This window comes from Streptococcus oralis, assembly GCF_002386345.1.
GTDB lineage: Bacteria > Bacillota > Bacilli > Lactobacillales > Streptococcaceae > Streptococcus > Streptococcus oralis_S.
In genome coordinates, this window is the sequence record NZ_CP023507.1 from 1446774 (window position 1) to 1472940 (window position 26167).

The following is a 26167-nucleotide window of genomic DNA, read 5'->3' on the forward strand; positions in this document are numbered from 1 at the left end:
AAAACGTTTACTATTAATAATAGAATAGAACTTATGGAGGAAAGATAAAATGGAATGGACAACTGAGCGTCGTTACAGACGCTACGAAGACTGGACAAATGATGAAGTCAAGCAAATCAAGGAAAAGATGGCACAATCTCCTTGGCATACTCGTTACCATGTTGAGCCTAAAATGGGGCTTCTCAATGATCCAAATGGCTTTTCTTATTTTGATGGCAAATGGATTCTCTTTTACCAAAACTTCCCCTTTGGTGCAGCCCATGGGTTGAAGTCTTGGGTGCAGCTTGAAAGTGATGATTTGGTGCACTTTACAGAAACTGGAGTCAAAGTTTTGCCAGATACTCCATTTGATAGCCACGGTGCCTACTCTGGTTCTGCCATGCAGTTTGGCGATCAGTTGTTCCTATTCTATACAGGAAATGTCCGTGATGAAAACTGGATCCGTCACCCATACCAGATTGGCGCTTTGATGGACAAGGATGGCAAGATTACAAAGATTGACAAGATCTTGATTGACCAGCCAGCAGACTCTACTGACCACTTCCGTGACCCACAAATTTTCAACTTTAAGGGACAATATTATGCTATCGTCGGTGGACAGGACTTAGAGAAAAAAGGCTTCGTCCGTCTCTACAAGGCTGTGGACAATGATTACACAAACTGGCAAGCAGTTGGCGACCTTGACTTTGCTAATGACCGCACTGCCTACATGATGGAATGTCCAAATCTAGTCTTTGTAGGGGAGCACCCTGTCCTTCTCTACTGTCCACAAGGATTGGATAAGGGTGTTCTAGACTATGATAATATCTATCCAAACATGTACAAAATCGGTGCTTCCTTTGATCCTGAAAATGCCGAAATGGTAGATGTGTCTCCATTGCAAAATCTAGACTATGGCTTTGAAGCCTATGCAACTCAAGCATTCAACGCTCCAGATGGACGTGCACTAGCAGTAAGTTGGCTTGGGTTACCAGATGTTTCTTACCCATCTGACCGTTTTGACCACCAAGGAACCTTCTCATTGGTCAAAGAACTCACTATCAAAGATGGCAAACTCTACCAATATCCTGTCGCAGCCGTCAAAGAACTTCGTGCTTCTGAAGAGGTCTTCTCAAATCGTACTCAAACCAACAACACCTATGAACTCGAGCTCAACTTGGAGGCCAATAGCCAAAGCGAGATTGTCTTACTTGCTGATAAAGAAGGCAAGGGGCTTTCAATCAACTTTGACCTTGTCAATGGACAGGTGACAGTGGATCGTAGTCAGGCTGGTGAACAGTACGCCCAAGAATTTGGTACGACTCGTTCTTGCCCTATCGATAACCAAGCTACTACTGCCACTATCTTCATCGACAAGTCAGTCTTTGAAATTTTCATCAATAAAGGAGAAAAAGTATTTTCTGGTCGTGTCTTCCCACATGCAGACCAAAATGGTATCCTGATCAAGTCTGGAAACCCAACTGGAACTTACTATGAATTAGATTATGGTCGCAAAACTAACTGATGTCGCAAAACTTGCAGGCGTCAGCCCCACTACCGTCTCACGGGTCATCAATAAAAAGGGTTATCTATCTGAGAAAACCATCCAAAAGGTTAATGAAGCCATGCGAGAATTGGGCTACAAGCCCAATAATCTGGCTCGAAGTCTCCAAGGAAAATCTGCCAAGTTGATTGGACTTATTTTTCCAAACATCAGTCATGTCTTTTATGCAGAGTTGATTGACAAGTTGGAACACCAACTCTTCAAAAATGGTTACAAAACCATCATCTGTAACAGCGAACATGACTCTGAAAAAGAACGGGAGTACATTGAAATGCTGGAGGCCAACCAGGTCGATGGTATCATTTCTGGAAGTCACAACTTGGGAATCGAAGACTACAATCGTGTGACGGCACCGATTATTTCCTTTGACCGAAACTTGTCTCCAGACATTCCTGTTGTCTCCTCTGACAACTACGGTGGCGGGGTTCTCGCTGCCCAAACCTTGGTCAAGACAGGTGCCCAGTCTATCATCATGATTACAGGAAATGACAACTCTAACTCACCGACTGGACTGCGCCATGCTGGCTTTGCCTCTGTTCTCCCGAAAGCGCCTATTATCAATGTTTCGAGCGACTTTTCTCCCATCCGAAAAGAAATGGAAATCAAGAATATCTTGACCCATCAGAAACCAGATGCGATTTTTGCTTCGGATGATTTGACAGCTATCCTGGTGATCAAAATCGCTCAGGAGCTAGGGATCTCTGTTCCTGAAGAGCTCAAGGTCATCGGCTATGATGGGACCTACTTTATCGAGAACTACTATCCTCATTTGACAACGATTAAGCAACCTATGAAAGAGATTGCCCACCTCACTGTCGATCTTCTCTTGCAGAAGATTGAAGGTAAAGAGGTCGCGACAACTGGTTACTTCTTACCCGTCACCCTATTACCAGGAAAAAGTATTTAATACTCTTCGAAAATCTCTTTAAACCATGTCGGCTTCCATCTGCAACCTCAAAACAGTATTTTGAGCAGCCTGCGGCTAGCTTCCTAGTTTGCTTTTTGATTTTCATTGAGTATAAACACAAGAAAACTCAGACTGATTCGTCTGAGTTTTTTTATGATCTTAAGTTTTCTAGATAGCGCTGGGCTGTCTCTAGGTTAAAGGTTTTGTCTGCAATAAGGCGCTCAACGAGGGGAGCAACCTCGGACTCACTAGCACCAGCTAGGAGAGCTAGGGATTTGGCCTGTAATTTCATGTGGCCTTGCTGGATGCCCGTACTTACCAAGGCTTTGAGAGCCGCAAAGTTTTGGGCAAGACCGATGGACACGATAATCTGAGCTAATTCCTTAGCTGAAGGATTTCCTAGTAGTTCATGACTGAGGGCTACACGAGGGTTGAGACCAATAGAGCCACCCTTGGTCGCTACCGGCATGGGTAGGGTCATCTCACCGACCAATTCTTCTCTTTCCATGTCCAGCGTCCATTGACTGAGACCTTGATAGCGTCCATCTCGACTGGCAAAGGCATGAGCCCCAGCTTCGATAGCACGCCAGTCATTACCCGTGGCTATTAAAATGGCATCGATACCATTAAAAATCCCTTTATTGTGAGTAGCTGCTCGGTAAGGATCTGCCTGCGCAAACTGGCTAGCCAAAGCTATTTTCTCTGCTATTTCTCTGGCTTCATCCTTTTGTCGGCTCAAGTAGCGAAAGGCGATACGACAGCTTGATGTCACCAGAGAATCGGTCGCGTAATTGGACAGGATTCCCATGAGACTCTGCCCCTGACTGAGTTCTTCTAAGACCGGCTTCAAGGCTTCTAGCATGGTATTGAGCATATTGGCTCCCATGGCTTCCTGGGTATCGACATAGAGATAGACAACGAGAAAGTCTGTTTCACCTTTGATCTGCTCTACATGCAAATCACGCGCGCCGCCACCACGTTTGACGATAGAAGGATAGGCTTGATTGGCAAGTTCCAAGAGCTCCGCTTTCTTGCTGGCAATCTTCTCTTGCGCTTGTTCAGGATCAGCAACTTGATAAAGGGCTACCTGACCGATCATCTGGCGCTCATGTACTTGAGCAGTAAAGCCGCCTGCTCGCTTGATGATTTTGCTGGCATAGCTAGCCGCAGCAACCACAGACGGTTCTTCTGTCACATAGGGAACTGTGTAGTCCTGATCGTTCACCAAAATCTCTGGAATGATGGAATAAGGCAGAGAAAAAGTTCCTACCACATTCTCACTCAGCTGATCTGCAACTGCCAAGCTGATTTGCTCATCCTGCTCAAGACTCGTTTGCTTTTCAGGACTAAGGAGCGCCTGAGCTTTCAGCAACTCCAGGCGCTCATGGTATGTTTTTTTAGAAAATCCATTCCAACTTAACTTCATTATTTTTCAACCTTGCTATAACGGCGTTGGTGGTCGACAATTTCAACCAAGGCATAGTCTTGATATTCATAGCCTGCAAATTGGGCTGAACCAGATTCATCCAACTGCACCTCTTCGAAGAAGACTTTTTCATAGTCTGCAACGGATAGGGCTGTACGTTGCTTGAGTTTGCTCAAGCGCTCCTTATCAAGGTAAGCCTCATAGCCTTCGACCAATTCACCACTAAAGAACTCTGAAACCGCTCCACTTCCATAACTGTAGAGGGCAATTTTATCTCCAGCCTTCAAAGTCTCTGCATTTTCCAAAAGGGAGAGAAGTCCGAGGAAGAGGGAACCCGTGTAGATATTTCCAATCATCTGACTGTAAAGGATGGACTTATCAAAGTTCTCTTGCAAACTATTCTGTTTTTCTTTAGACAAAGTTTTGTCCATCATCTTGCGCAAGCCTTTTAGGGCCAACTTAGGATAAGGCAAGTGGAAGCAGATAGCCGCAAAGTCATCCATAGTCCAATCATAGCGTTTCTTGTATTCATCCCAAGTCGTTGTCAGGCAATCAAGATACTGTTGGGTCGAGTACATGCCGTTTACATAAGGAGTGCTTGAGTAGTTCGGACGCCAGAAATCCATGATGTCTCGCGTTTGAGCAACGTTATCATTGTTAAAGGCCATGATGCGCGGATTTTGAGTGATTAGCATCGCCACACTTCCAGCACCCTGGGTTGGCTCACCTGGAGTTCCCACACCATACTTGGCAATATCACTGGCAATGACCAAAACCTTAGACTCTGGAGAATTTTCCACATGCAATTTAGCATAATGAAGGGCAGCTGTCGCTCCATAGCATGCTTCTTTAATTTCAAAGCTACGAGCGAAAGGCTGAATACCTAACAAGCCATGAACAAAGACTGCCGCTGCCTTACTCTGGTCAATCCCTGACTCGGTTGCCACGATGACCATATCGATTTCTTCTTTTTCTTTATCTGTGAGGATAGAGTTGCTGGCACTAGCAGCCAAGGTAACAATGTCCTCAGTCAGTGATGCAATACTAATTTCATTTAACAAGAGTCCCTTGCTAAATTTTTCGGGGTCAACTCCCCTCGCTTCTGCTAAGTCTTGTAATTTCAAGACATATTGACTGGTCGCAAAACCAATCTTATCAATACCGATTGTCATATTTACCTCTGTTTTTTCATTCATTGTAAAAAATCGTTTCATTCTATTTTATCACAAATAGGGACAAAAGAGAGAAAAAAGACTTGATTCAACAAATCAAGTCTTTGCTTTGACTGCATTAGGAAGAGATTCCTCGTTGTTTGCGGATGTAGTAATAAAGCTTTAGAATTACTGTTCCACTTGCCATTCCAATAGAAATAACGAGGGCTAACATAACCACCAAAGTCGCGCTGGCAATAGCATGGCTGTAATCTCCTGTCACAAAGAAAGCTGTCGTTCGATAGGATAAATAACCCGGCACCAAGGGGGCAAGAATGGCCAAGACAAAGACCACCGCTGGTGTCTTATAGACAATACTTAAAATCTGACTGATGCAAGAGCCAATTACTGCTGCGATAAAGGTCGCAAGAATAACATTGGTTGGTTCTTTGAGCACGAGATAGAGGAGCCAAACGCCCATTCCCAAAACACCACCAGGTAGGAGCATGGAGCGTTGAACATTCAGTACGATTAGAAAGGTGATAATGGCGAGTAAACTCGCCACTGCTTGCAGCAAAATACTTGTTAGAGTCATCTTATGTCATCAAAACCAGGGCGACAGAGGTGCCAGCCCCTAAAGCGAGGGTAATGAGCAAAGATTCAAACATCTTGCTCATACCAGAGTTGATATGGTTGGTCATGATATCCCGTACCGCATTTGTCAGAGCAATCCCTGGAACAAAGGGCATAACCGCTCCTGCTATAATCAGGTCTGCCGTCGAAGGAAATCCTGTATAGCGGGCCCAGAACTGGGCGATCAATCCGAAAACAAAGGCACCCGCAAAGGCCGTTACAAAAGGAATGCGGACAAACCTCTCTACGTAGAGAGAGAAGGCAAATCCAAATAAAGTCGCAATAGCCGCACCAAAAGCGTCATAAACATTGCCCCCAAACATAATCGAGAAGAAAGGGGCACTGAGGGTCGCTGCTACGGTCACTTGGAACTTGGTATAAGGAAGGGCTTGATTGCCGATTTCTTTCAGCTTTTTAAAGGCTGTCGAAAGATCAATCTGCCCTCCAACAAGCTCCCGTGATACTTGGTTGACATCACAGACTTTTTCAATGTTATAAGAGGATGAGGTTACCCGTTTCATCCGAGAAATATTGGTGTTTTCGATAGAAAAGAAAATAGCAGCGGGCATGGCAAGAACATTGCAATCCATTATTCCCTGCGAATGGGCAATACGGATCATAGTATCCTCAACCCGATGAATCTCTGAGCCACTTTTCAGGAGAATGGTTCCTGCTAGCATAATCACATCAATGACGGCATTCAACTCTCTCGATTCGTCCATTTTCTCCTCCTTTTTTCTACTCCCTATATTTTATCACAAAATCTTGTGAAAAAAAATCTTTGTCATGAAATCATGACAAAGATTCGTTTAATCTCGAGAACTTTCGTGGTTTCTTTCACCGTTTGGTTGATTCGTTGGAGGATTGTTGCCTTGTTGGTTACCTTGTTGATTTCCTTGCTGGTTCCCCTGGGTTGGACTTGTAGGAGAACCCTGGTTCCCACGTTGGGCAGGATTAGAGGATGAAGTTGATGGTGGTGTTTTTGGTTTGTAGATGGAAAGTTTGATACGCGTACTTGCAAGATCAACCAGTTCTCCTGCTCTTGGCGTTTGACTTACAACAGTTCCTTCTGCCGTTCCTTCAGGAGCATTCGATACTTCTACAACCTCAATATTTGCTTCCTTCACACCGACAATCTGAGTCAAGTTATTCTTTGTAAACTCGAGACTTGAACCGATGTAGTTCGGCATGCTGACACTAGTCACCTTCTTAGCCACTGTTAAGGTAATCGTAGTGGCTTTTGAGAGATCATAGGTCGAACCCGAAGCAGGGGTCTGTCTGAGGACGGTGCCAGGTTCGCTTTCGCTGGATTCTTCCTCTTCCATCTTGATTAGATTTTCAGGAACCTTCTTCTCCTTGAGTTCAGCTACGACATCCGTATACTTGCGTCCGACATAATTGCTCAATTGGAAGGATTGCTTACCAGAAGAAACAATCAAATTGACCTTGGTTCCTTCTTTTCGGCCACTACCAGCTTCTGGATCCGTTCGAATAACACGTCCTTCTGCTACTGTATCGCTGGCTTCTGACTTTTCTTCACCGGCTTCAAACTTGGATTTTTTAAGAGCTTCCTTAGCCTCTGCAACGGTTTGTCCAGCTACGTTAGGAATAGCAATCGTTGCTGGTGTTCTTGACAAAATCCAGACCAAAGAGGCTGCAACCAATAGAAGACTGGCCAAAAGAATCATATAGCGAGCCTTAAACTTCCGTTTCTTGGCTGGCTTTGGCGCTGGAGCCGGCTCTGCCACTGGTTGAGTTGGTTTCTTTGGCTGAGGGCGTTCTTCCTGCGCCGAAGCTTTAGGAATCGATGTCAGTGTACTTTGTGGAACTTTAGGTAAAGTCTTAGTGTCTGCCTTACTCGCATCATCAAAGACCAGCTTCGGTTCATTGCGACGATTATAAGACAAGCTAGTTGACAAGTCCACATACATTTCCGAAACAGACTGATAACGATCTGACAGCTTCTTAGCAGTTGCCTTGATGACAACATTTTCTAAAGCCTGAGGGACAGATGGATTTTCAGCTATGACGGACGGAAGTGGTTTCTGGAAATGCTGGAGGGCAATCGTAACCGCGCTATCCCCATCGTAAGGGATATGTCCCGTCAGCATCTCATAGAAGATAATCCCCATTGCATAGATATCACTCTGGAAAGTCGCTTTAGAACCACGTGCTTGCTCAGGTGACAAATAATGAACAGAGCCTAACATTGAGTTGGTCTGGGTCAGACTAGTCTCCGCAAAGGCTACAGCAATCCCAAAGTCCGTGACCTTAGCTGTGCCGTCAGGTGTCAAGAGGATATTTTGAGGTTTCAAATCCCGGTGAACAATTCCTCGAGTATGGGCTAAGCGCATGGCCAAGAGGATTTGCCCCATAATCCGAACTGCTTCTTCATTTGAAAGAGGATAGTGTTCTTTGATATAACGCTTGAGGTCAAGGCCTGCTACGTATTCCATAGCTAGGTACTGTTGACCGTCTTCCTCACCAATATCTGTTATCCGAACGATATGAGGATGGTCCAGATCCGCCATGGCTCTCGCTTCACGTTGGAAACGTGCCACAGCAATCGGGTCCGTCTGGTAGTTGGTCCTCAGGACCTTCACTGCCACTTCTTCCCCGTCTAGGATCAAATCCTTGGCCAAGTAAACATCTGCCATGCCTCCTCGACCAATCTGCTTGACAATCCGATACCGCCCGGCAAAAATCTTGCCGATTTGGATCATTCTGCTGCCTCCTCGTTCATGTAAACAAGGGCAACCGTAATGTTGTCTAAACCTCCTGCATTGTTAGCAAAACGAATAAGGGTTGCCGCCTTGTCTGCTAGGGAAATATCGCTGGTTACGATATCATAAATCTCACTTGCCGAAATCATATTGGTCAAACCATCACTATTGAGCAAGAGATAATCTCCTGACTCCAGTGTAATCATCCCAAAATCTGGCTGGATTTCATCTTTTTGTCCGATAGACTGGGTGATGATATTCTTTTGAGGGTGAGTTTCTGCTTCTTCTGGAGTCAATTGACCAGCCTTGAGCAATTCGTTGACCAAGGAATGGTCACTCGTCAACTGGTGGTATTCTTCTCCACGAATCAAACCGATACGAGAATCTCCAATGTGAGCATAGATGGCTTGGTTGTCAATAAACGCAACAGCTTCTAGCGTTGTTCCCATGCCTCTGTAGGCTTCGTCCTGACCTAGTTGATGAATTTTTTGATTTTCAATCTCTAGGTAGTGGGCAAACCACTCACGAACTTCATTGACTGAGTCGATTTGGGTATCCACCCAAGCCACACCAAGGTCTGTTACCGCCATCTCACTAGCGATATTTCCTGCACGGTGTCCTCCCATCCCGTCAGCCAAGATGATCATAGTGCGTCCTGCTCGGTTGACAAAGTGATTGACATAGTCCTGATTATTTGTCCGTTTCTGACCAACATCTGTTAATAATGCTATTTCCATTGTGTCAGTTCCTTCCTATTCTGATATCTTGCGAAATTGGCTGATAAAGAATCCATCACTTCCATACAATTCAGGAGTGATCAGGATGCAGCCATCTTTCAGGATATCTTTACATTCGTGTTCTAGTTTAACCTGCTCGAACTCGGGATGACTTTCTAAAAACGCCTCAACGACTTGAAAGTTCTCCTCAGAGACAATAGTACAGGTACTATAAGTTATTATACCACCTTTTCGTAGCGTTTGACAAACACTACCTAATATTTCCAGCTGAATTTCCTGTAAGGAGGTGAAATCTGCTGTTTCTTTATTGTATTTGATGTCTGGTTTGCGGCGTAAAAGTCCAATCCCAGAACAGGGAGCATCTACCAAAATCTTATCAAAAGAGTCCTGACCGAAAAACTCATGCACCTTTCTGGCATCCAACTTTTGTGTTTGAACCCGATCTGCCACACCCAAACGCTCCGCATTTTCTTGGATCAAGTCCAACTTATGATCATAAAGATCCAAAGCTGTCACGTTACCGGATGTGAGGTAGGAAGCTATATGGGCTGTTTTCCCACCCGGAGCGGCACAGGCATCCAGAACCTGCTCATGGCCTTGCAGATCAAGAGTCGGAGCAACCAGTTGACTGGACTCGTCTTGGATGGTAATGGCCCCTTCTGCGAACAAATCATGTCCCGCAAAGTGGCCTTGCTCCTTGACCAGACCAGTGGCCGCCAAAGGTGAATCACTCGCCTCTAACACGGCTTTGATTTCCTCTTTTCGACTCAAGTCAGTCACCCGGATGCTAGCTTTGTTGCGCACCAAGAGACTTTTAAAGATGGCTTGTGCTCGCTCTTCACCGTACTCTTCCTTGAGCTTAGATACTAGCCAAACTGGGAGAGAATAGGCAATGGAATCACGCTTGTTTTTGCGTTTGATGCTGTCAATATCTGGCCAGCCTTCTCTTAAGATACGACGAAGGACGGCGTTGACCAATTTCTCACTGCCTTTTTTACGGGCTTTGGCTAGCTCTACCGCTTCATTAACAACAGCGTGATTAGGAATCTTATCCAGATACCGAAGTTGGTAAGCGCTCAGAAGGAGCAGGATATAGAGCCAGTTGTCTAGCTTGTCTCTGTCTTGGATAAAGTGGGACAGATACCATTCCAGAGTCAGTTTTCGGGCTACCGTACCGTAGACAATCTCTGTCACCAAACCCTTATCTGCTACTGAGAGTTGACTCCCCTTGAGGTGTTTGTTTAAAGTAATATTCGAATATGCTTGGTTGACTAGAACATCCTCTAGCACTGCTAGAGCTAGACTTCTAGCCGTTTCTACTTTAGTCACCAAATCGTTCTCCTACAGTCAATGTCCGTCCAACTCCGTTGAGGAAGGAAGAAATATCCATCTTAGGCTTACCAGCTGGCTGTACTTGCTTGAGAGATAGAGCACCTTCTGCCGTTGCGACGATCAATTCCTTTTTGCCGATAGAAAGGATCTCCCCTGGAGCTCCCTGACCTTCTACTGGTAAGGCTTCATAGATTTTAAAGCGGTCGCCCTTAAGGAAAGTATGGGCAACAGGCCACGGATTCATCCCACGGATTTGGTTGAAGAGTTGGCGATTGGTTTTAGTCCAATCAAGTTTCTCTTCTTCTGGCTTAATATTTGGCGAGAAAGTGACTTGACTAGGATCTTGTGGTTCAGGTTTGATCTCTCCAGCAATATAACCAGGAAGGGTGTCCAAAAGCAAGTCCCGACCAACAATCGCTAATTTCTCAAATAAGGTTCCAACATTATCCTCATCTGTGATAGGAATACTGCGACGGGAAATCATATCTCCTGCATCCATTTCCTTAACCATCTCCATAATGGTCACACCAGCTTCCTCATCCCCTTGAATCAAGGCATAATGGATAGGCGCACCACCACGGTGTTTTGGAAGGAGGGAAGCGTGAACGTTGACCGCAAAGTTCATGCTATCAAGAAGTTTACTTGGGAGGAACTGCCCAAAAGCAGCGGTCACAATCCCATCCGCCCCTAGCTTCATAATGGCTTCCATCTCTGGGCTTCCAGATAATTTTTCAGGTTGGTAGATGGGAAGGCCTGCTTCTTTGGCAGCCTGCTTGACTGGGGTTTCTTGGATGACTTTTTTACGACCGACAGCGCGATCTGGCTGGGTCACAACAGCTAGAATTTCGTAACGGTCGTCTGATAACAACCCCTTCAAAACTGTCGCTGAAAAATCAGGTGTCCCCATAAAGATTAGTTTTGTCATTTCTTCTCCTTCTTATAAAAATTGCTGCGGTTCGTGGTCAATGCTGAGACGAAGCTCGCTATTTTCACGTTCTTGAGTCAAGGCCAAGACCTGGTTGAGGGTTGGACCCAGCTCATCTTCTAAACGGTATTTAATCAAAATCTGGTAATGATAAAGGTTGTGGGTACGGGCAATGGGTTTTGGCGTTGGTCCAAGGATTTTACTAGTTTCCGATAAACCTGAGCGCAAAATTCCCATGACCTCATAGACACGTTTGACAACCTCTTCTTCTTTCTTGTGAGAGAGGGTAATCCCAATCGTAAAATAATAAGGCGGATAGCCGAGTTGGCGCCTGATACTCATTTCATAAGCATAAAAACCTTCGTAGTCCTGATCTTTGGCAAAACGAATGGCATAGTGTTCCGGATTGTAAGACTGGATCAAGACCTGCCCAGCTTTTTCAGCCCGACCTGCACGGCCTGCCACCTGGGTTAAGAGTTGGAAGGTTCTCTCAGAAGAACGGAAATCAGGCAAGTTTAGGGCCGTATCCGCATTGAGCACTCCGACTAGGGTCACATTGGGAAAATCCAAGCCCTTAGCAATCATCTGAGTTCCCAACAAGATATCTGCTTCCCCTCGGCCAAACTGGTCAAGAAGAACTTGGTGACTGCCTTTCTTGCGGGTCGTATCCACATCCATCCGCAGAATGCGGGCCTGAGGAAAGAGATCTGCTAGCTCATCGTAGGCTTTCTGAGTCCCCGTCCCATAGTAACGAATACTGCGACTCTGACAGTTGGGACAGACATGAGGAATCCCCTTCGAAAAACCACAGTAATGGCAGTTCATGGTCTTGGTATCCATGTGGAGAGTCAGAGAAATATCACAGTTGGGACAGCTATCTACCGTTCCACACTCCCGACACATAACAAAACTAGAATAACCCCGACGGTTGAGCATGAGGACTGCCTGTTCTTTTTTATCCAAACGGTCTCGAATGGCCTCTAGCAAAGGAGGCGTAAAGTTTGATGTCTCATTCTGCCCGATATAGTCCCGAAAGTCAATCACTTGAACTTCAGGAATAGTGGCTAAAGGATTGGCCCGTTGGGTCAGACGTAAGTGTTGATAGACACCTTTTCCAGCACGCGCACGGCTCTCTAAGCTCGGTGTCGCTGAGCCAAGGACTAGGGCTGCTTGATTGTACTGGGCCCGTAGAATGGCGACCTCTCTAGCATGATAACGGGGATTGCTGTCTTGTTTGTAGCTAGCTTCATGCTCTTCGTCGATAATTATAACACCTAGATTTTTCAAAGGAGCAAAGATAGCTGATCGAGCGCCAACAACAACTTGGGCATCGCCACGCTCAACCTTGCGCCATTCGTCGTACTTTTCACCATTGGACAGGCCTGAGTGAAGAATGGCTACTTTCTCACCAAATCGAGCAATAAAACGCTCCGTCATTTGTGGCGTCAGAGAAATCTCAGGCACCAGCAAAATAGCCGTCTTACCCTTATCCAAGGCTCCTTGGATAATCTGCAAGTAAACCTCCGTTTTCCCACTTCCTGTAATCCCTTGAAGGAGGAATGGAGGCTGTTGACTACCAATAGCACTGACAACCGCATCGCGAGCTTGTCTTTGCTCTGGGTTCAGCTCCAAAGGTGTACTTGCTTCAATGCCTTCAAAATAAGCAGCTGAACGTTGCACTTCCTTTTGGACTAGAGTTAAAGCTCCTTGCTCCACAAAAAAGTTGACTTGCTCCCGTGAGTAGGATTCTAACAAGCTAGCCAGAGGAGCACTTTCAGGATGAGACAGCAGATAATCTCTCAGCTCTGCCTTTTTCTTAGCACGCGCAGAAATCTCAATCCGCTCTAGCTGAGTAGCATCAACCTCATACCAAGACTGGGTCTTGACCTTCTTTTGATCGACTGCCTGGTATTCTAAACGGAGTAGCCCTTTTCTAGTCAAGCGCATCATTTCTGCCTGTTTGGCCAAATCTAGAGAAGAAAAGGCGAGCGAAGCTTCTGAACCAAACAAACGCTCTCGGTCTGCCTGACTGAGACCTTCTAAAGGATAAAGAATCTTATCATAACTGGAGTTTAAAAATCCCGGCAACATGGCTTTTAGAATGGAGATTTTATAAGAAAAGACAGACTTGCGTAACTCCTCAGCCAGCCAGAGTTGCTCTTGAGTCAAGACGGGAGAAAAGTCTAGCACCTCTGCAATCTCCTTCAAGTCCTGACCTTCCATCTCTTCATCCGACTGGGACTCCAGGCCAAGCACAATCCCTTGTATCAAACGATTACCCTTTCCGAAGGGGACATGAACCCGCATACCGACTTCCAGCATCTCTACAAATTCCTCAGGGACCTTATAACTATAGGGCTGGTCCGTCTGCATAAGGGGAACATCCACAATAATCTTTGCGATTGCCATCTTCTCACCTCCTCCTTGTCAGTACATTCTTGCAATAGAAAAAATAAGATTGAGTCCCCCCAACCTTAAATTTTTTCACCATCTTCTTTTTCTTTAGCGATTTGCTCTTTGATTTTCTTTTCTTCTTCTTCTTTGCGGCGTTTTTCTTCTTCGATACGGAGACGAACCGCTTCACGTTTTCCTTCTGGATCTGGGTGAATGGTTACATTTCCAGACTCGATTTCTTCCAAAGCGCGAAGAGTTGATTTTTCAGACTTAAACTCTTGAGTTGCTGGCGCTCCTGCTTCTAGTTCGTGGGCGCGTTTTGCTTCCAAGATTACGAGTGAATATTTTGATGGTACCTTGTCCAGCAAGGTATCAATAGAGGGTTTTAACATCATTTGCTTGTACCTGTTTCCTATAGTTTATCGAGTAGTTGGAGATTTTGGCAACATCTCCTGGTAGTGACCAATGACACGGTCCACACGGAAGTGTTCTGCTTCGATTACACGCTTGACACGTTCAGCAGCGAGGGGCACCTGATCGTTGACAATGGCATAATCATACTCACGCATGAGGGCAATTTCTTCCTTGGCTTTTTCGATTCGTTGGGCAATCACTTCAGCACTATCTGTACCACGACCTACCAAACGATCTTGCAATTCATCCAAGTCTGGTGGCGTTAAAAAGATAAAGACAGCATCTGGAACCTTTTTCTTAACCTGAAGGGCTCCTTGGACTTCAATCTCAAGAAAGACATCGATTCCCTTATCTAGGGTTTCGTTGACATAGGTCAGAGGAGTTCCATAGTAGTTACCGACATATTCTGCATATTCCAACATCTGGCCTTGACGGATCAGCTCTTCAAACTCTTCCCGAGTACGGAAGAAATAGTCCACTCCGTCCACTTCACCAGGACGTTGCGCGCGCGTCGTCATCGATACAGAATATTGAAATTGATTCTCAGAACTCTCAAAAATCTCTCTTCTAACCGTTCCTTTCCCAACTCCTGAAGGACCAGAAAAAACGATTAGCAAGCCTCGGTCTGCCATTATGTCTCCTTTAGTTAGTCTGTGAAATAAAGTAAAATTTCTCTCGGATACTGATGATTGCGTCAGTTATCCTTCTACAGTCTTTCTATCTAGTGTAACAAAAAAGCAGTAATATTTCAACTGCTCTTTCTTATTTATTTAGCATAAAGTAGTATCAAAAAAGGAATTACATATAAAAAGACTTGCTATTTTATTCTATTTAAGAGATAATTGTAATAATAATATTAAAAAGGAGATTTTTATGGGAGTTTATAAAGGAAAATCTGTTGATGAGGCAATCGAAAATGGTTTATTAGATTTAAACCTCAAAAAAGAAGATGTTCATATACACGTTATTGAAAAAGGCCAAGCTGGAATCTTTGGTTTTTTTGAAAAAGAAGCTGAGGTAGAAATAACACCTTTAACTGAGAAGGAACTCAAATTAAAGAAATTAGCTCCGTATTTGAGTGCTGGAGGTTTTGTTATTTTAATTTTATTTTTTATCTTAATTGGAGTAAGCCAAAATAACAAATCTAATTCGTCTACTTCTTTGTCTTCATCTACAAATCCTAGTTCAGTTACAGAAAAATCTACTGAAAAAACTACTAAACCTTCATCTACCTCTAAAGAATCCTCAACAAGTTCAAGTAGCCAATCTAGTTCAACTAGTTCATCATCAAACTCTGTTGAAACTTCGTCAACTAGCCCCTCACAATCTTCAACAATTACCATAGAAAACAACTCCGAATTTCAAGCGCTACTACAAACAGAGGACCAAAGTACAATAACAGATTTTGTACAAAAATATAAAGGTAAAACGATTGAATTTGATGGAAATTTTGCTGATTTAGCTAAGGTGAAGTCAAAGTATGATATCCTTATTCATTCTGGAGATTATCATCCTGATGAAGCAACTGGACCTAATTTTAAATTTATTGAAATTAACCTTATTTCTAACCCTGTTTTCAAACCATTCAATGGTGAAAATATCAGAAAAGGACAAAATGTTCATATAAAGGCCAAAGTTGGAGCCTATAATGCCACACAAGATTTAATTTACTTATCTCCAATTGAGGTCTCGCCTAGATAAATGGTTAATATCTCTTGTTTAGTAATAATAAAAAAATGAAATCAGATTTTTATCTGATTTCATTTTTTTATTTAGCATAATCTACTGCACGAAGTTCGCGAATCACGGTTACCTTGATATTTCCTGGGTAATCGAGATTGTTTTCAATTTTCTCACGAACTTTGTGAGCCAAGATTGTGACTTTGTCGTCTTTGATTTGTCCTGGATTAACCATGATACGGATTTCACGTCCTGCTTGAAGAGCAAAGCTATTTTGCACTCCTTCAAAGCCATTTGCGATTTCTTCCAAATCATGGAGACGCTTGATGTAGCTTTCAAGAGATTCACTACGAGCACCTGGACGCGCTGCACTCAAGGCATCTGCTGCAGCAACGATCACCGCAATGACGCTTTCGGCTTCGACATCACCGTGGTGGCTAGCAATAGTATTCACTACAACTGGGTGTTCCTTGTACTTACGAGCCAACTCCGTACCAATCTCAACGTGGCTACCTTCAACCTCGCGATCAATAGCTTTCCCGATGTCATGAAGGAACCCAGCACGACGGGCAAGAGCTGCATTTTCACCAAGTTCACTGGCGATGATACCAGACAACTTAGCGACTTCAATCGAATGACGCAAGACATTTTGTCCATAAGAAGTACGGAACTGCAAGCGTCCCACAATCTTCATCAAGTCTGGATGAAGGTTTGGCGCACCAATCTCATAGGCAGCAGCCTCACCGTATTCACGGATCTTATTGTCAATCTCTTGACGGTTTTTCTCCACCAACTCCTCGATACGAGCTGGGTGGATGCGGCCATCCTTGAGCAACATTTCCATAGTCATACGAGCAATCTCACGTCGAATCGGATCAAATCCTGACAAGGTTACCACTTCTGGCGTGTCGTCGATGATGACATCTACCCCTGTCAAACTTTCAAAGGTACGAATATTGCGACCTTCACGACCGATAATGCGCCCCTTCATGGTATCATCTGGTAGGTGAACTGTCGAGTTTGTTGACTCTGCTACATAGTCACCAGCGATACGCTGCATAGCCTGAACCAAGATATCTTTGGCAATCTTGTCTGAACGTTCCTTCACCTCTTGCTCAGCCTCACGAATGCGACTAGCAATTTCCTTGCTCAAGTTTTCCTCTGTTTGAGCCAAGATAATATCTCGAGCCTCAGTTTGGGAAAGGGAACTGATACGTTCAAGTTCAGCTTCTTTTTGTCTTTCGACTTCCTCTAATTGCTCTTCACGTGCATCAAGGTTTTTTGCTCTATCAGAAATACTTTGTTCTTTTTGTTCAAGTGTTTTTTCTTTGTTCGTCAAATTGTCGTCCTTACGGTCAAGGCTCGTAGCTCTCTCCGTCAAACGACTTTCAATTTGCTTGAGCTCCTGACGTTCTGACTTAAATTCAGCGTCCACTTCTTCACGGTATTTTCTGGCTTCCTCTTTGGCCTCCAATAGTGCTTCTTTTTTAAGAGACTTGCTTTCGCTCTTGGCTTCATTTAGTAATAAATCCGCTTCGCGCTCAGCTTGTCCTCGTAAATTAGTTGCTTCTTGTTCAGCATTTAGAAGCATCAACTCTGCAGCCTCTTGAGATGATTTCATCTTAGCTGAGATGCTGACATATCCAATGACTAAACCAATGATGACGGCAAAAACAGCAATCGCAAGTGTCATGATTTCCATGTTTTTACCTCATTAAATTTGTTTATCGAATGACATACATTCCTTAATATTCTATCATAAAAAACCGATTTTCACAAACCCAAATTGAAGAGTTTTGTGTGAATTTTAGAAGAAAAGATTTCTAGTTCAGCTATCACTTAATACTAAGTTATCTAGTGGAATTTGATTAATTGTAATTTGCCCTTTTGATTCCAAAGGTAGGCATTTTTTTATAAAGTTCTGATATTCTGGATTTTCTAGTTTCTCTATGTTATTAATTCGATAATCATCTTTTATATTCTTGTCTAAAACATCATAGTATATTTCAACTAGACGCTCCTCTATTTCATAACTAGAATAATTATAGTCACTATAAAATATATCCTTAAATTCTTCTGATAAAAATAAATTTCTTAGCCCTATCTCCCATAAACACGATAAAAGTTGAGAAAGATAGTCCTTTTTCTTATTATATGAGTTTCCATCTACGTTCAAATAAACATCTGAACTTGCTATAAGATCCTCAATATTAAAATCTACAATCTTTGCTAACATTTCAAAATGAAAATATCCGTTAGACTCAAATAACTTGTTATACATATCTATGCCATTAAAATATTTATAACATTGAAAAAATAATACTAGAATACTATCTGTTTCTTCCCAACCATTCATCCAATTGATAATGTAGTCTGCTTTCTCATTATTATCAGTTATATTTGAAAGTTTTTCTAACGACTTCTGGAACTCTCTCAAGCTTAGTTTTTTTAGTTTTGAATCTTTATTTTTATCTTCTACAACTCTTTCACCTATATCTACATAATGAATTTTAAAAATCAATGATAACATTTTTCCAAAGTCATCATCTCTCAATTTACTCTTTTTCAAAATATTATCTATGACTTCTTCTGCAGATACCATTTTATTTTGATTTAACTTAAATTTACTATAAATGAGTCTCTCTGCTGACCCTATTTCCTTAATATTTAAAATTACAATAATTTTAAATCTTTTATTCTCAGAAAGATAGTCAATATAACCCAATAAATCATTGTAATCTGAAGGGTTATCTGATGTTTCTGCATATGAAACCCGTTCGAAATCATCAAAAATAATGATAGAATCTCGCTTCATCAAATCCGTTCCAACTGTTTTAAAGAACCATTTAAAAACTCCTCCAACAAGTGGAATAAAGTCCAAATTTCCGAGTATGGATTGTTTTTCTATTTCATTGATCAATATTTTCTCGGCTTGCTCTCTTGTTTTTATCCCAAAGCAGGAAATATAGTAGATTTCTTTCTTTTTGTAAATTTGATTTTCAAAAAACGTCTTTATAAAAAATGTTTTCCCACTCCCCCAAGAACCATCCAACCAGAACACATTATGAATAGAATCTGAACTATTTAAAAACTCCACCAGATAAGTTTGATAAGGATAGTCATCCAAGTCATATTCCGGAAATAGCTCTGGGTCCAGTTTCTTATAACTAACTTTTTTAAAAATTATGTCTAAAAACCAGAATAGTATTGTTGGTATAGTCAGTGCTAACAATATTATTACACGATTCGCATACAAAATCGAAATAATATCTTTTAAAATATTATAATTAGATACAAATTTATAGATAGGCAAAACAAAGCGTTTAAATTGTTCAATCTCCAGTGCAAGATACAGTACCCATATACTGGCTATAAATATTTTGTACCATTCAACAACTCTTACATTACTACTCCATGATGGTCTTTTCAATAAATATTTCAATGGTTTGAAATTCAGAATAAAATTAAGAATCCTCATCATTATATTTTTCATATATACCCCTTTTAATCTATATTATCATGATTATACCACAAAATAAGAGTTATAAAGCGGATTAAAGGGACAAGAATCTAGTTATTATACTAAAATTTTTCACTGATTTCTTAACTTAGGAAATCTGTCATTTTCCAAAAAATTTTATCTTTAATTTATTAGCTAAAATTTCTAAAATAAAAAGCCTACCTTTCAGTAGACTTAGTAGTGATATTTGAAGGACAAGAAAGCGATGCTATCTCCATCCATCATATAAATCAAGCGATTTTCTGCATCAATACGTCGTGACCAAGCTCCTTGATAATCATACTTGAGCGGTTCTGGTTTCCCAATTCCTGAAAAAGGATCGCGTTGAATATCCTTGATTAGCATGTTGATTCTTTTTAATGTCTTCTTATCCTGAGTTTGCCAATAGCAATAATCTGCCCAGGCATCTTCTGTAAACTTGAGCAGCATTTCTCACTCCTCAATAACATGGACCTGAGTACTTCCAGCTCGGACTTGAGAAATTCCTCGCAAGACCTTGTCAGAAAGCTCCTTGTTCTGAGCGATTCTCAAGGTTTCTTGAATACTATCCCACTCGCTCTTTGAAAGGACAACAATATCCTCATCAGGATTTTTATTGACCACCGTCAAAGGCTCAAATTCTTCATTTACCTTTTTCATGTAGTCTTTTAAATGATTTCGGAATGTTGAATAAAGAACTGCTTCCATAACCATACCTCATTTTACCTCTTTTCCACTATTATACACAAAAAGAAAGAAATTGTCAGGAACTTGTACAAGATTTTTCTTTTCTATCTATTTATTCGAAAATCTTCTAAAAAAGTCCACCTTTCAGTAGACTTAGTTTGTTTCTATTCTAATGGGCACCCTGCCGAAATTCTGCTCTGCGATGCTTGGCTGTCCTAGTTGGTAAATCTGGTCTGCCTTTTGCGTCATGGTATCCCAAGGTTCTTTGCCAATTCGGCTGACTAGTTGGACTTGGTCTTTCAGAGACTTGAGATGTTGTCTGCCTTTTTCGGTAAAACCAAGGACATGGATACCTTCTGGCAAGTCACTTTCTCTAGCTTGAACCAAGATATAAGTCAATAGGCGTCTGACACGCGCTTTTGTGTAACGTTTGGTCGCAACCGCCTCGACCAATTCCTCCACAGACTGGGCTGTTTTGATAGCATCCTTGATGCGCACAGCCATTTCTTGATTGACCTGATAGATGGCGGTTAGGTCTGGATTTGACAAGATTTGATAGCGGAGCAAGGGAAAATAGTCTTCCCAGCTCACCTTACTGGTCTGCTCAAAGAGGGCAAGAGAAGGCATAAAGCGTTCTAAGAAACCTTGGTCTGATTGATGCTGACGAAGGGCTGTCGCCGAGGCAAAGTCCACATCCTTATCCACAGAATGGTAACCCGCCCCCTGACGTTGAATTGGATGCAGGTTGACGTTTCGTCCTGCAATTGCCTTGGCATAAGCTAGAGCTAGAACATGATTGGGCGTATTGCCAGAAAAATCAAGGCCAGCAAATTCCTTCCACATGGCTTGGGTTTTCTGAGGGTAGGAGAATGAATCAGGTAGATTGTCCACAAAATTCTCCATCTCAACGCCTTGCTCTGCGTATAATTCAGCAATTTTCTGGTAGTCCAGAACTTCCTCTGTCCCAAAAGCTAGGCTATCAATGCCCAACCGATCCAAGATATCCACAGCCCCTTGACCAAAGAAATCCGCTGCCTGAACACTGACTAAAAAGGGCAATTCCACTACCAGATCCGCTCCATTTTCCAGCGCCATCTGAGCCCGAGTCCACTTGTCCACGATAGCAGGCTCTCCACGCTGTATGAAATTCCCAGACATGGCAACGATTTTCAGTCCCTTCGCCTGATCCAGCAGGTATTTATGCCCATTATGAAAAGGATTGAACTCCGCGATAATACCTGTAATGGTCATGGTAATCTCCTACTTCTGCGCGACAAAAAACCAACGTCTACTGTTTTCTGTTGGTTCCTTGTCCTCAAAGTCCGCATATAGTTTGAAGAACTTGAAACCAGCTTGTTCCAGCAAAATATCATAGGTCAAAACCTCATAGGTTCGCTCCTCATGCACTTCATCGTGGCGACTAAAGGAACCGTCAGCCTCCTTGATAAAGAAGGTCAACTCATGCACGATGGAGTGAGGTGCTTCGTCCTCATAGGTGTCCCAAAGCATAGCGAAATCTTCCGCATTTTCATGGTAAGAATAGCCTGGAAAAACTTCATCTGTCTGGTAGGTCGAATGTACATCAAAGATAAATACTCCGTCTTCATTGAGGGCATTATACACTTCCTTAAAGACGTCTCCTACTTCCACCTCATCCTGCATGTAACAGATCGAGTCCGAATAACAAGTAACAAAATCATATTTCCCTGCTTTGGACAAATCCAGCATGTTGCCTTCAATAAAATCAATCTTTTGCTTGGCTGAAGCAGCTCTCTTCTCCGCAATCTTCAGCATATCTGCGCTCAAGTCAAGCCCCGTCACATCAAAGCCTGCTTGAGAAAAGCGCACAGACTGGATACCTGTTCCACAAGCCAATTCCAAAAGCTTCTTTCTCTCCTTGGTCTTAGGCAAATGACGCAGAGAAAAATCCGTCCATTTATCGTATAAACTGTCATCCATGACCGCATCATAGACCGCCGCAAAGGTTTCATAAGTCGCCATATTCATGATACCAAGTCCGCCCGTAATCGGAATGAAAATTAGGAGCTTGACGATGGAGCCGAGCTCCAAGGAAGGCTATCTATTTTCCGACGATTACAGGACGGGTTCAAATCCTTTCTAAGATACAAAGAGCGTTAAAAGCTAAGAGAAAATAGGAATCTTACCGACGTAGCGTCAGATACAAAGGAAGTTCCTCTTTTTCTCACAGCTTTTAGCTCGTGTTCAGTTTCAAGATCAACCAAACACGACGCCCTCACCTTTCCATCCATTTTTTCTAAAATAAGCAAAGAAACCCAGTTGAGTGCAACTGAGTTCATCTACTATGCTAAGGCTTCTGAAATATCTACAGAAGCCGCCTCATGCCATAGTTTTTCTAGGTTATAGTGGGCACGCATTTCTTCTGAGAAGATATGCACAACGACACCGCCGAGGTCCAACAAAACCCAACCTCCCGCTGCATCGCCTTCAACATGGCTACCTTTAAAGCCAGCTTCAGCTACTTTTTCACGGATATTGTCAGCGATAGCGTCCAACTGACGGCTATTCATCGAGCTCGTGATGACAAAGTAGTCCGTCACACTGGTCAAATCTTGTACATCAAGTGCAAGGATATCCTCCGCACGTTTCTCATCAGCCGCTTTCACGACTAGTTCTAGTAATTCTTTTTCGTTCATTTAGTCCTCTTTCAAATAGTGCACAAAGGCGTTATAGGTTTCAAGGGTTTGGGGATAGATGGGAAATCCCTGATGAGCTAAATGCTCCACGGTACGAGCTGTCTCATAAGCCACTGCCTTATTGAGCGACAAACTTGCAATCTCACGCGCCTGGTCCACTCCAGGGAAGGCACGATTGTGCTCGATATAGTCTGCTACATAGATGACCTTGTCTAAGTCCGTCATCTGACCAGCACCAACTGTATGAATTTCAATGGCTCGCAGGACTTCTGGATCATGCAAATCCAAATCTTCCTGAATCTTGTAGATGCCAACCATGCCATGCCAGACATTATTGCCCCAGTTTTTGAGGTCAGGGTCTAGCTGATAACGGTCAATCAAGTCTAGGAATTCCTGATCTGACAACTTTTTAGCATAGTCATGGAGAAGTCCTGCAAGAGCAGCTTTCTCACTATCCAAACCAAAACGCTGAGCCAGTTCTATGGCTGCACGCTCCACCCCCAAGCAATGGGTTAGACGTTTTTCGGGTAGAAGCTCTGCCATTCTTCCCAACAAAACCTCACGTGAACAGTTGATATAGTCTTGATAGGCCATCAGTAGAGCCCCTCCTTCTCGATGTAGTCTAGCACTGGCTGAGGTAGGAGAAAGTTGGGTTGCCGACCTTGGGCAATGAAGTCACGTACCATGCTGGAGGAAATATCCATGAGAGGCACATCCACCCAGATAACTGGATAGGAAGTTCCTGCCTTGTAGCGTGGACGCTGAACCCCTACAAACTGAACCATGTCGACCAGCTCATCAATTCGGTACCACTTAGGCAGATAGTCCACCATATCAGCTCCGATAATGAAGTAATAATCCGTATCTGGATGTTGCTCTGTCAAAATCTTCATGGTGTCGTAGGTGTAGGAAATGCCCTTGCGCTCTAACTCGATTGTTTCAATGGCTAAGCCTTCAATCCCCTCAATCGCCAACTCAAGCATCTTGAGCCGATGGTGCTCGGGAATGGTTTCCTTTTTATCTACATGAGGTGGTTGGTATTCGGGCATAAGCAGAACTTGATCCAGTCCTAACTGTTGTCGTACTTGGTCCGCTACAACAAGATGGGCATTGTGAACGGGGTTAAAATTCCCTCCTAGGATCCCGACTTGTTTGCGTTTTTTCTCCTTGATTTCTGGCTCCAACTCTACCTTAGTAAAGGGAGTCAATAATTCGATTGCCATAGGCTCGTCTTCCTTTAATTCTCTGTAAAAACAGTTGTTTGGAGTAGGTGTTTAGATTTCTTTAACTTTCTTGGAAATCTTGCGATTTTCTTTCTTGCTGGATTGTTTAAACAAGATCAAGATGCGTCCGATTTTTTGGACCGTATCCACACCGATTTCTTCTTCCAAGATTTCAGCTACTTCATGGATATTTTCATCTGTGTTTTGTAAGAGTGTAACTTTAATCAATTCGCGGGCGTCAAGAGCTTGACGAACGCTGGTCTTGATTTGGTCGTTAAGACCATTTTTCCCAATTTGGATGATGGGTTTGAGGGTGTGTGCCTGGCTGTTGAGGAAGGCACGTTGTTTTGAGGTTAATGACATATTCTTTCTTCCTTTTTGGATAGTTATTTTAGGTGGTGGGGGACGGTCGGAACTAATTTTCCAAAGAATTCATCTTTGAAAAATGGATTTCCTAACCTCACACTTGAGCCTAGGTCTCAAGTGTGCCCCTTGCCAATCTAAAGATTGGCAAGACACCACGGCAATAACTATCTTTTTATGAGCTCACTTTGTTCGCTCAGTGATTTTATTTTAAATAATGGCTTTTCGTGTGACGACGGCGACGCCTTCTGGTGCCCAGACGGCGACTTTGGCGATGCCTGTTACGCGGATCCAGCCTAGGCCTGAGATGACCAGATCTGTCTTGTCCTTAATGGTAAAGACATGCTGGACTAGTTTTGGAAAATCTTCTTTTTCTTTACTATTTGGTGGTGTGAGAAGGGTTCCAAGGTGCTTGTCGTAGAAAGCACTAGCGCCTTCAAGCTTGGTACGGTGGAGTTTGAGTTCATTATCAAAGAAGGCTGTAAAACCTTGCTTTTCTCCTGATATAAAGTCAAATCGTCCGAGACCACCTAGAAACAGGGTTTGTTCAGGGTTAAGCTGATAGGTTTTGGGCTTGATTTCCTTTTTAGGGCTGACATACTTGAGGTTTTTAGCCGTCAAGTAGTGGGCCATCTGGTGTCGGTGGATAATTCCCGGCGTATCGTAGATATAAGATCCGTCTTCAAGCGGAATCTCAATCTTGTCCAAGGTTGTTCCTGGGAAGCGCGAAGTCGTGATGACATTTTGGTTACCCGTTATTTCTTGAATAATGGCATTGATGAGGGTTGATTTTCCAACGTTAGTCACACCGACCACATAGACATCGCGTCCCTTACGATAATGCTCAATCTTATCAATGACTTCCTTGATAGCATGCTTATTCTGTGCTGAAGTCAGGACGACATCCACAGGGCGAAGACCTTCTTCGTGGGCACGCTCCATCAGCCACTGGCTAATCTTGCCTGGTTTAACAGACTTGGGCAGGATATCTTTTTTATTTCCAACCAAGAGGACATCATTGCCCGAGACAAAACGTGGCAAGCCTGGGATGACAGAGCCATTAAAGTCAAAGATATCAATGACATTGACCACCAAGGCATCACTGTCTCCCACCTCGTGCAAGAGCTTGAGGAAATCATCGTCCGTCAACTGGACATCTGTGATTTCATTGTAATGACGGAGACGGAAACAGCGTTGGCAATAGACTTCGCCAGTCTCCAAACCTTTTTCGAGTGCCGACTGGGGAGTGAAACCAAGACCAGCCTTGTCTGTCGTCTGAATGGTTGCCCCACAACCAATACAGAGAATTTCTTCCATAGTTAAATTCCTTTTTTAAATGTAATCGGTCCGTACTTTTCAGTGATTTTTCGCATAACACGGCGCTCGCGAGCCCGGTTAATCTGCGTTTTGATGGAGTCGTGTTGGACCAAGGGTTTGACTAAAATCGAGCGAATGCCTGCACGATGTGCTGCACGAATATCCGTCATAAGTTGGTCGCCGACCATGACCACTTCATTTTTCTCATAGTGAAATTCCTTCATGGCACGGTCAATCCCAAATGTGAAAGGCTTCAAGGCCCAATAAACATAATCAATCCCAAATTTCTCAACTGCACGTTGAACTCGTTTTTTGGTGTTATTTGAGACCACGATAATGCGAATGCCCGCGTCCCGAAGGTCATGTAGCCATTGCTTCATCTCTGGCGTCCCATCAGGGTTGTTCCAAGCAATGAGGGTATTGTCCAGATCGACCAAAACAGCCTTGATCCCCTGCGCTTGCAGGCTTGGGACTGTCAGATCATAAACTGCTTCCACAGCAAAGTCTGGCATGTAATTTTCAATCGCCATTCTGGCTC

Annotated in this window: 26 protein-coding genes; 3 read left to right on the top strand and 23 right to left on the bottom strand. The window is 43.2% G+C overall.

What is annotated here, in order from left to right:
* Nucleotides 1-49 precede the first annotated feature (49 nt).
* Together CO686_RS07155 and CO686_RS07160 are read left to right on the top strand one after the other, a co-directional pair.
* On the top strand, nt 50-1504 hold the full coding sequence (locus CO686_RS07155; protein ID WP_044021231.1) for a sucrose-6-phosphate hydrolase: 1455 nt from the start codon (nt 50-52) through the stop codon (nt 1502-1504).
* Entirely contained in the window at nt 1485-2450 is a 966-nt protein-coding gene (locus CO686_RS07160; protein ID WP_049501092.1) for a LacI family DNA-binding transcriptional regulator, read from the top strand. The genes CO686_RS07155 and CO686_RS07160 overlap by 20 nt, the downstream gene beginning before the upstream one ends.
* A 151-nt stretch (nt 2451-2601) precedes the next feature.
* On the opposite strand, the gene CO686_RS07170 is transcribed toward CO686_RS07160, so the two are convergent.
* The 11 genes from CO686_RS07170 to gmk form a co-directional block, all read right to left on the bottom strand.
* Nucleotides 2602-3876 (bottom strand): hydroxymethylglutaryl-CoA reductase, degradative, encoded by a 1275-nt coding sequence (locus CO686_RS07170; protein ID WP_049489528.1) that lies wholly within the window; start codon nt 3874-3876, stop codon nt 2602-2604.
* Complete coding sequence (locus tag CO686_RS07175) at nt 3876-5048, bottom strand: hydroxymethylglutaryl-CoA synthase (RefSeq protein ID WP_096753809.1); 1173 nt, start codon at nt 5046-5048, stop codon at nt 3876-3878. The genes CO686_RS07170 and CO686_RS07175 overlap by 1 nt, the downstream gene beginning before the upstream one ends.
* A 118-nt stretch (nt 5049-5166) precedes the next feature.
* A complete protein-coding gene (locus CO686_RS07180) occupies nt 5167-5622 on the bottom strand; it encodes a threonine/serine exporter family protein (RefSeq protein ID WP_000176908.1) in 456 nt (151 codons plus the stop codon).
* A gap of 1 nt (nt 5623) precedes the next feature.
* Nucleotides 5624-6382: a threonine/serine exporter family protein gene (locus CO686_RS07185; RefSeq protein ID WP_000344543.1), complete on the bottom strand. Its 759-nt coding sequence runs from the start codon at nt 6380-6382 to the stop codon at nt 5624-5626.
* 87 nt (nt 6383-6469) lie between these two features.
* The gene (pknB, locus tag CO686_RS07190; RefSeq protein WP_096753667.1) at nt 6470-8383 is read right to left on the bottom strand and encodes a Stk1 family PASTA domain-containing Ser/Thr kinase; all 1914 of its coding nucleotides are present in this window, start codon (nt 8381-8383) and stop codon (nt 6470-6472) included.
* Complete coding sequence (locus CO686_RS07195) at nt 8380-9120, bottom strand: Stp1/IreP family PP2C-type Ser/Thr phosphatase (RefSeq protein ID WP_000401527.1); 741 nt, start codon at nt 9118-9120, stop codon at nt 8380-8382. Before CO686_RS07195 ends, pknB begins: the two co-directional genes overlap by 4 nt.
* 15 nt (nt 9121-9135) lie before the next feature.
* Nucleotides 9136-10449, bottom strand: a complete 1314-nt coding sequence (gene rsmB / locus CO686_RS07200) for a 16S rRNA (cytosine(967)-C(5))-methyltransferase RsmB (protein ID WP_172844177.1) — start codon at nt 10447-10449, stop codon at nt 9136-9138.
* The gene (fmt, locus tag CO686_RS07205) at nt 10442-11377 is read right to left on the bottom strand and encodes a methionyl-tRNA formyltransferase (protein ID WP_096753669.1); all 936 of its coding nucleotides are present in this window, start codon (nt 11375-11377) and stop codon (nt 10442-10444) included. The genes rsmB and fmt overlap by 8 nt, the downstream gene beginning before the upstream one ends.
* A 12-nt stretch (nt 11378-11389) precedes the next feature.
* Entirely contained in the window at nt 11390-13786 is a 2397-nt protein-coding gene (locus CO686_RS07210; protein ID WP_084880479.1) for a primosomal protein N', read from the bottom strand.
* Nucleotides 13787-13851: 65 nt separating this feature from the next.
* Nucleotides 13852-14166 carry a DNA-directed RNA polymerase subunit omega gene (gene rpoZ, locus CO686_RS07215; protein ID WP_002874282.1) on the bottom strand — a complete coding sequence of 105 codons (315 nt, stop codon included), beginning with the start codon at nt 14164-14166 and terminating at the stop codon, nt 13852-13854.
* 24 nt (nt 14167-14190) lie between these two features.
* Nucleotides 14191-14817 (bottom strand): guanylate kinase, encoded by a 627-nt coding sequence (gene gmk / locus CO686_RS07220; protein WP_000775041.1) that lies wholly within the window; start codon nt 14815-14817, stop codon nt 14191-14193.
* A gap of 241 nt (nt 14818-15058) precedes the next feature.
* Here gmk and CO686_RS07225 point away from each other — a divergent pair, with 241 nt between their 5' ends.
* A complete protein-coding gene (locus tag CO686_RS07225) occupies nt 15059-15886 on the top strand; it encodes a DUF4839 domain-containing protein (protein ID WP_000539525.1) in 828 nt (275 codons plus the stop codon).
* Nucleotides 15887-15953: 67 nt separating this feature from the next.
* Here the strand turns inward: CO686_RS07225 and CO686_RS07230 are convergent, their stop codons facing one another.
* The 12 genes from CO686_RS07230 to CO686_RS07290 all read right to left on the bottom strand — a co-directional run bounded on the left by CO686_RS07230 (nt 15954) and on the right by CO686_RS07290 (nt 26159).
* Nucleotides 15954-17567 carry a ribonuclease Y gene (locus CO686_RS07230; RefSeq protein ID WP_096753670.1) on the bottom strand — a complete coding sequence of 538 codons (1614 nt, stop codon included), beginning with the start codon at nt 17565-17567 and terminating at the stop codon, nt 15954-15956.
* Between the two features lie 126 nt (nt 17568-17693).
* Nucleotides 17694-19358: a P-loop NTPase fold protein gene (locus CO686_RS07235; protein WP_096753671.1), complete on the bottom strand. Its 1665-nt coding sequence runs from the start codon at nt 19356-19358 to the stop codon at nt 17694-17696.
* Between the two features lie 201 nt (nt 19359-19559).
* The gene (locus tag CO686_RS07240) at nt 19560-19814 is read right to left on the bottom strand and encodes a Txe/YoeB family addiction module toxin (protein ID WP_096753672.1); all 255 of its coding nucleotides are present in this window, start codon (nt 19812-19814) and stop codon (nt 19560-19562) included.
* A 3-nt stretch (nt 19815-19817) separates the two neighbouring features.
* Nucleotides 19818-20072, bottom strand: coding sequence for a type II toxin-antitoxin system Phd/YefM family antitoxin (locus CO686_RS07245; protein WP_172844178.1), 255 nt, complete (start codon nt 20070-20072; stop codon nt 19818-19820).
* Nucleotides 20073-20204: 132 nt separating this feature from the next.
* On the bottom strand, nt 20205-21302 hold the full coding sequence (locus CO686_RS07250) for a nucleotidyltransferase (RefSeq protein WP_065371603.1): 1098 nt from the start codon (nt 21300-21302) through the stop codon (nt 20205-20207).
* A 9-nt stretch (nt 21303-21311) separates the two neighbouring features.
* Nucleotides 21312-22052, bottom strand: a complete 741-nt coding sequence (locus CO686_RS07255; RefSeq protein WP_162279113.1) for a class I SAM-dependent DNA methyltransferase — start codon at nt 22050-22052, stop codon at nt 21312-21314.
* 320 nt (nt 22053-22372) lie between these two features.
* A complete protein-coding gene (gene rsfS, locus CO686_RS07265; protein ID WP_070800091.1) occupies nt 22373-22726 on the bottom strand; it encodes a ribosome silencing factor in 354 nt (117 codons plus the stop codon).
* Nucleotides 22727-23320, bottom strand: coding sequence for a bis(5'-nucleosyl)-tetraphosphatase (symmetrical) YqeK (yqeK, locus tag CO686_RS07270; RefSeq protein ID WP_096753673.1), 594 nt, complete (start codon nt 23318-23320; stop codon nt 22727-22729). It lies immediately after the preceding gene.
* Nucleotides 23320-23949, bottom strand: a complete 630-nt coding sequence (locus CO686_RS07275; protein WP_096753674.1) for a nicotinate-nucleotide adenylyltransferase — start codon at nt 23947-23949, stop codon at nt 23320-23322. The genes yqeK and CO686_RS07275 overlap by 1 nt, the downstream gene beginning before the upstream one ends.
* A gap of 51 nt (nt 23950-24000) precedes the next feature.
* Nucleotides 24001-24312 carry a ribosome assembly RNA-binding protein YhbY gene (gene yhbY, locus CO686_RS07280; protein ID WP_000060169.1) on the bottom strand — a complete coding sequence of 104 codons (312 nt, stop codon included), beginning with the start codon at nt 24310-24312 and terminating at the stop codon, nt 24001-24003.
* Nucleotides 24313-24522: 210 nt separating this feature from the next.
* Entirely contained in the window at nt 24523-25629 is a 1107-nt protein-coding gene (yqeH, locus tag CO686_RS07285; protein ID WP_096753675.1) for a ribosome biogenesis GTPase YqeH, read from the bottom strand.
* A 2-nt stretch (nt 25630-25631) separates the two neighbouring features.
* Complete coding sequence (locus tag CO686_RS07290; protein ID WP_096753676.1) at nt 25632-26159, bottom strand: YqeG family HAD IIIA-type phosphatase; 528 nt, start codon at nt 26157-26159, stop codon at nt 25632-25634.
* Nucleotides 26160-26167 lie beyond the last annotated feature (8 nt).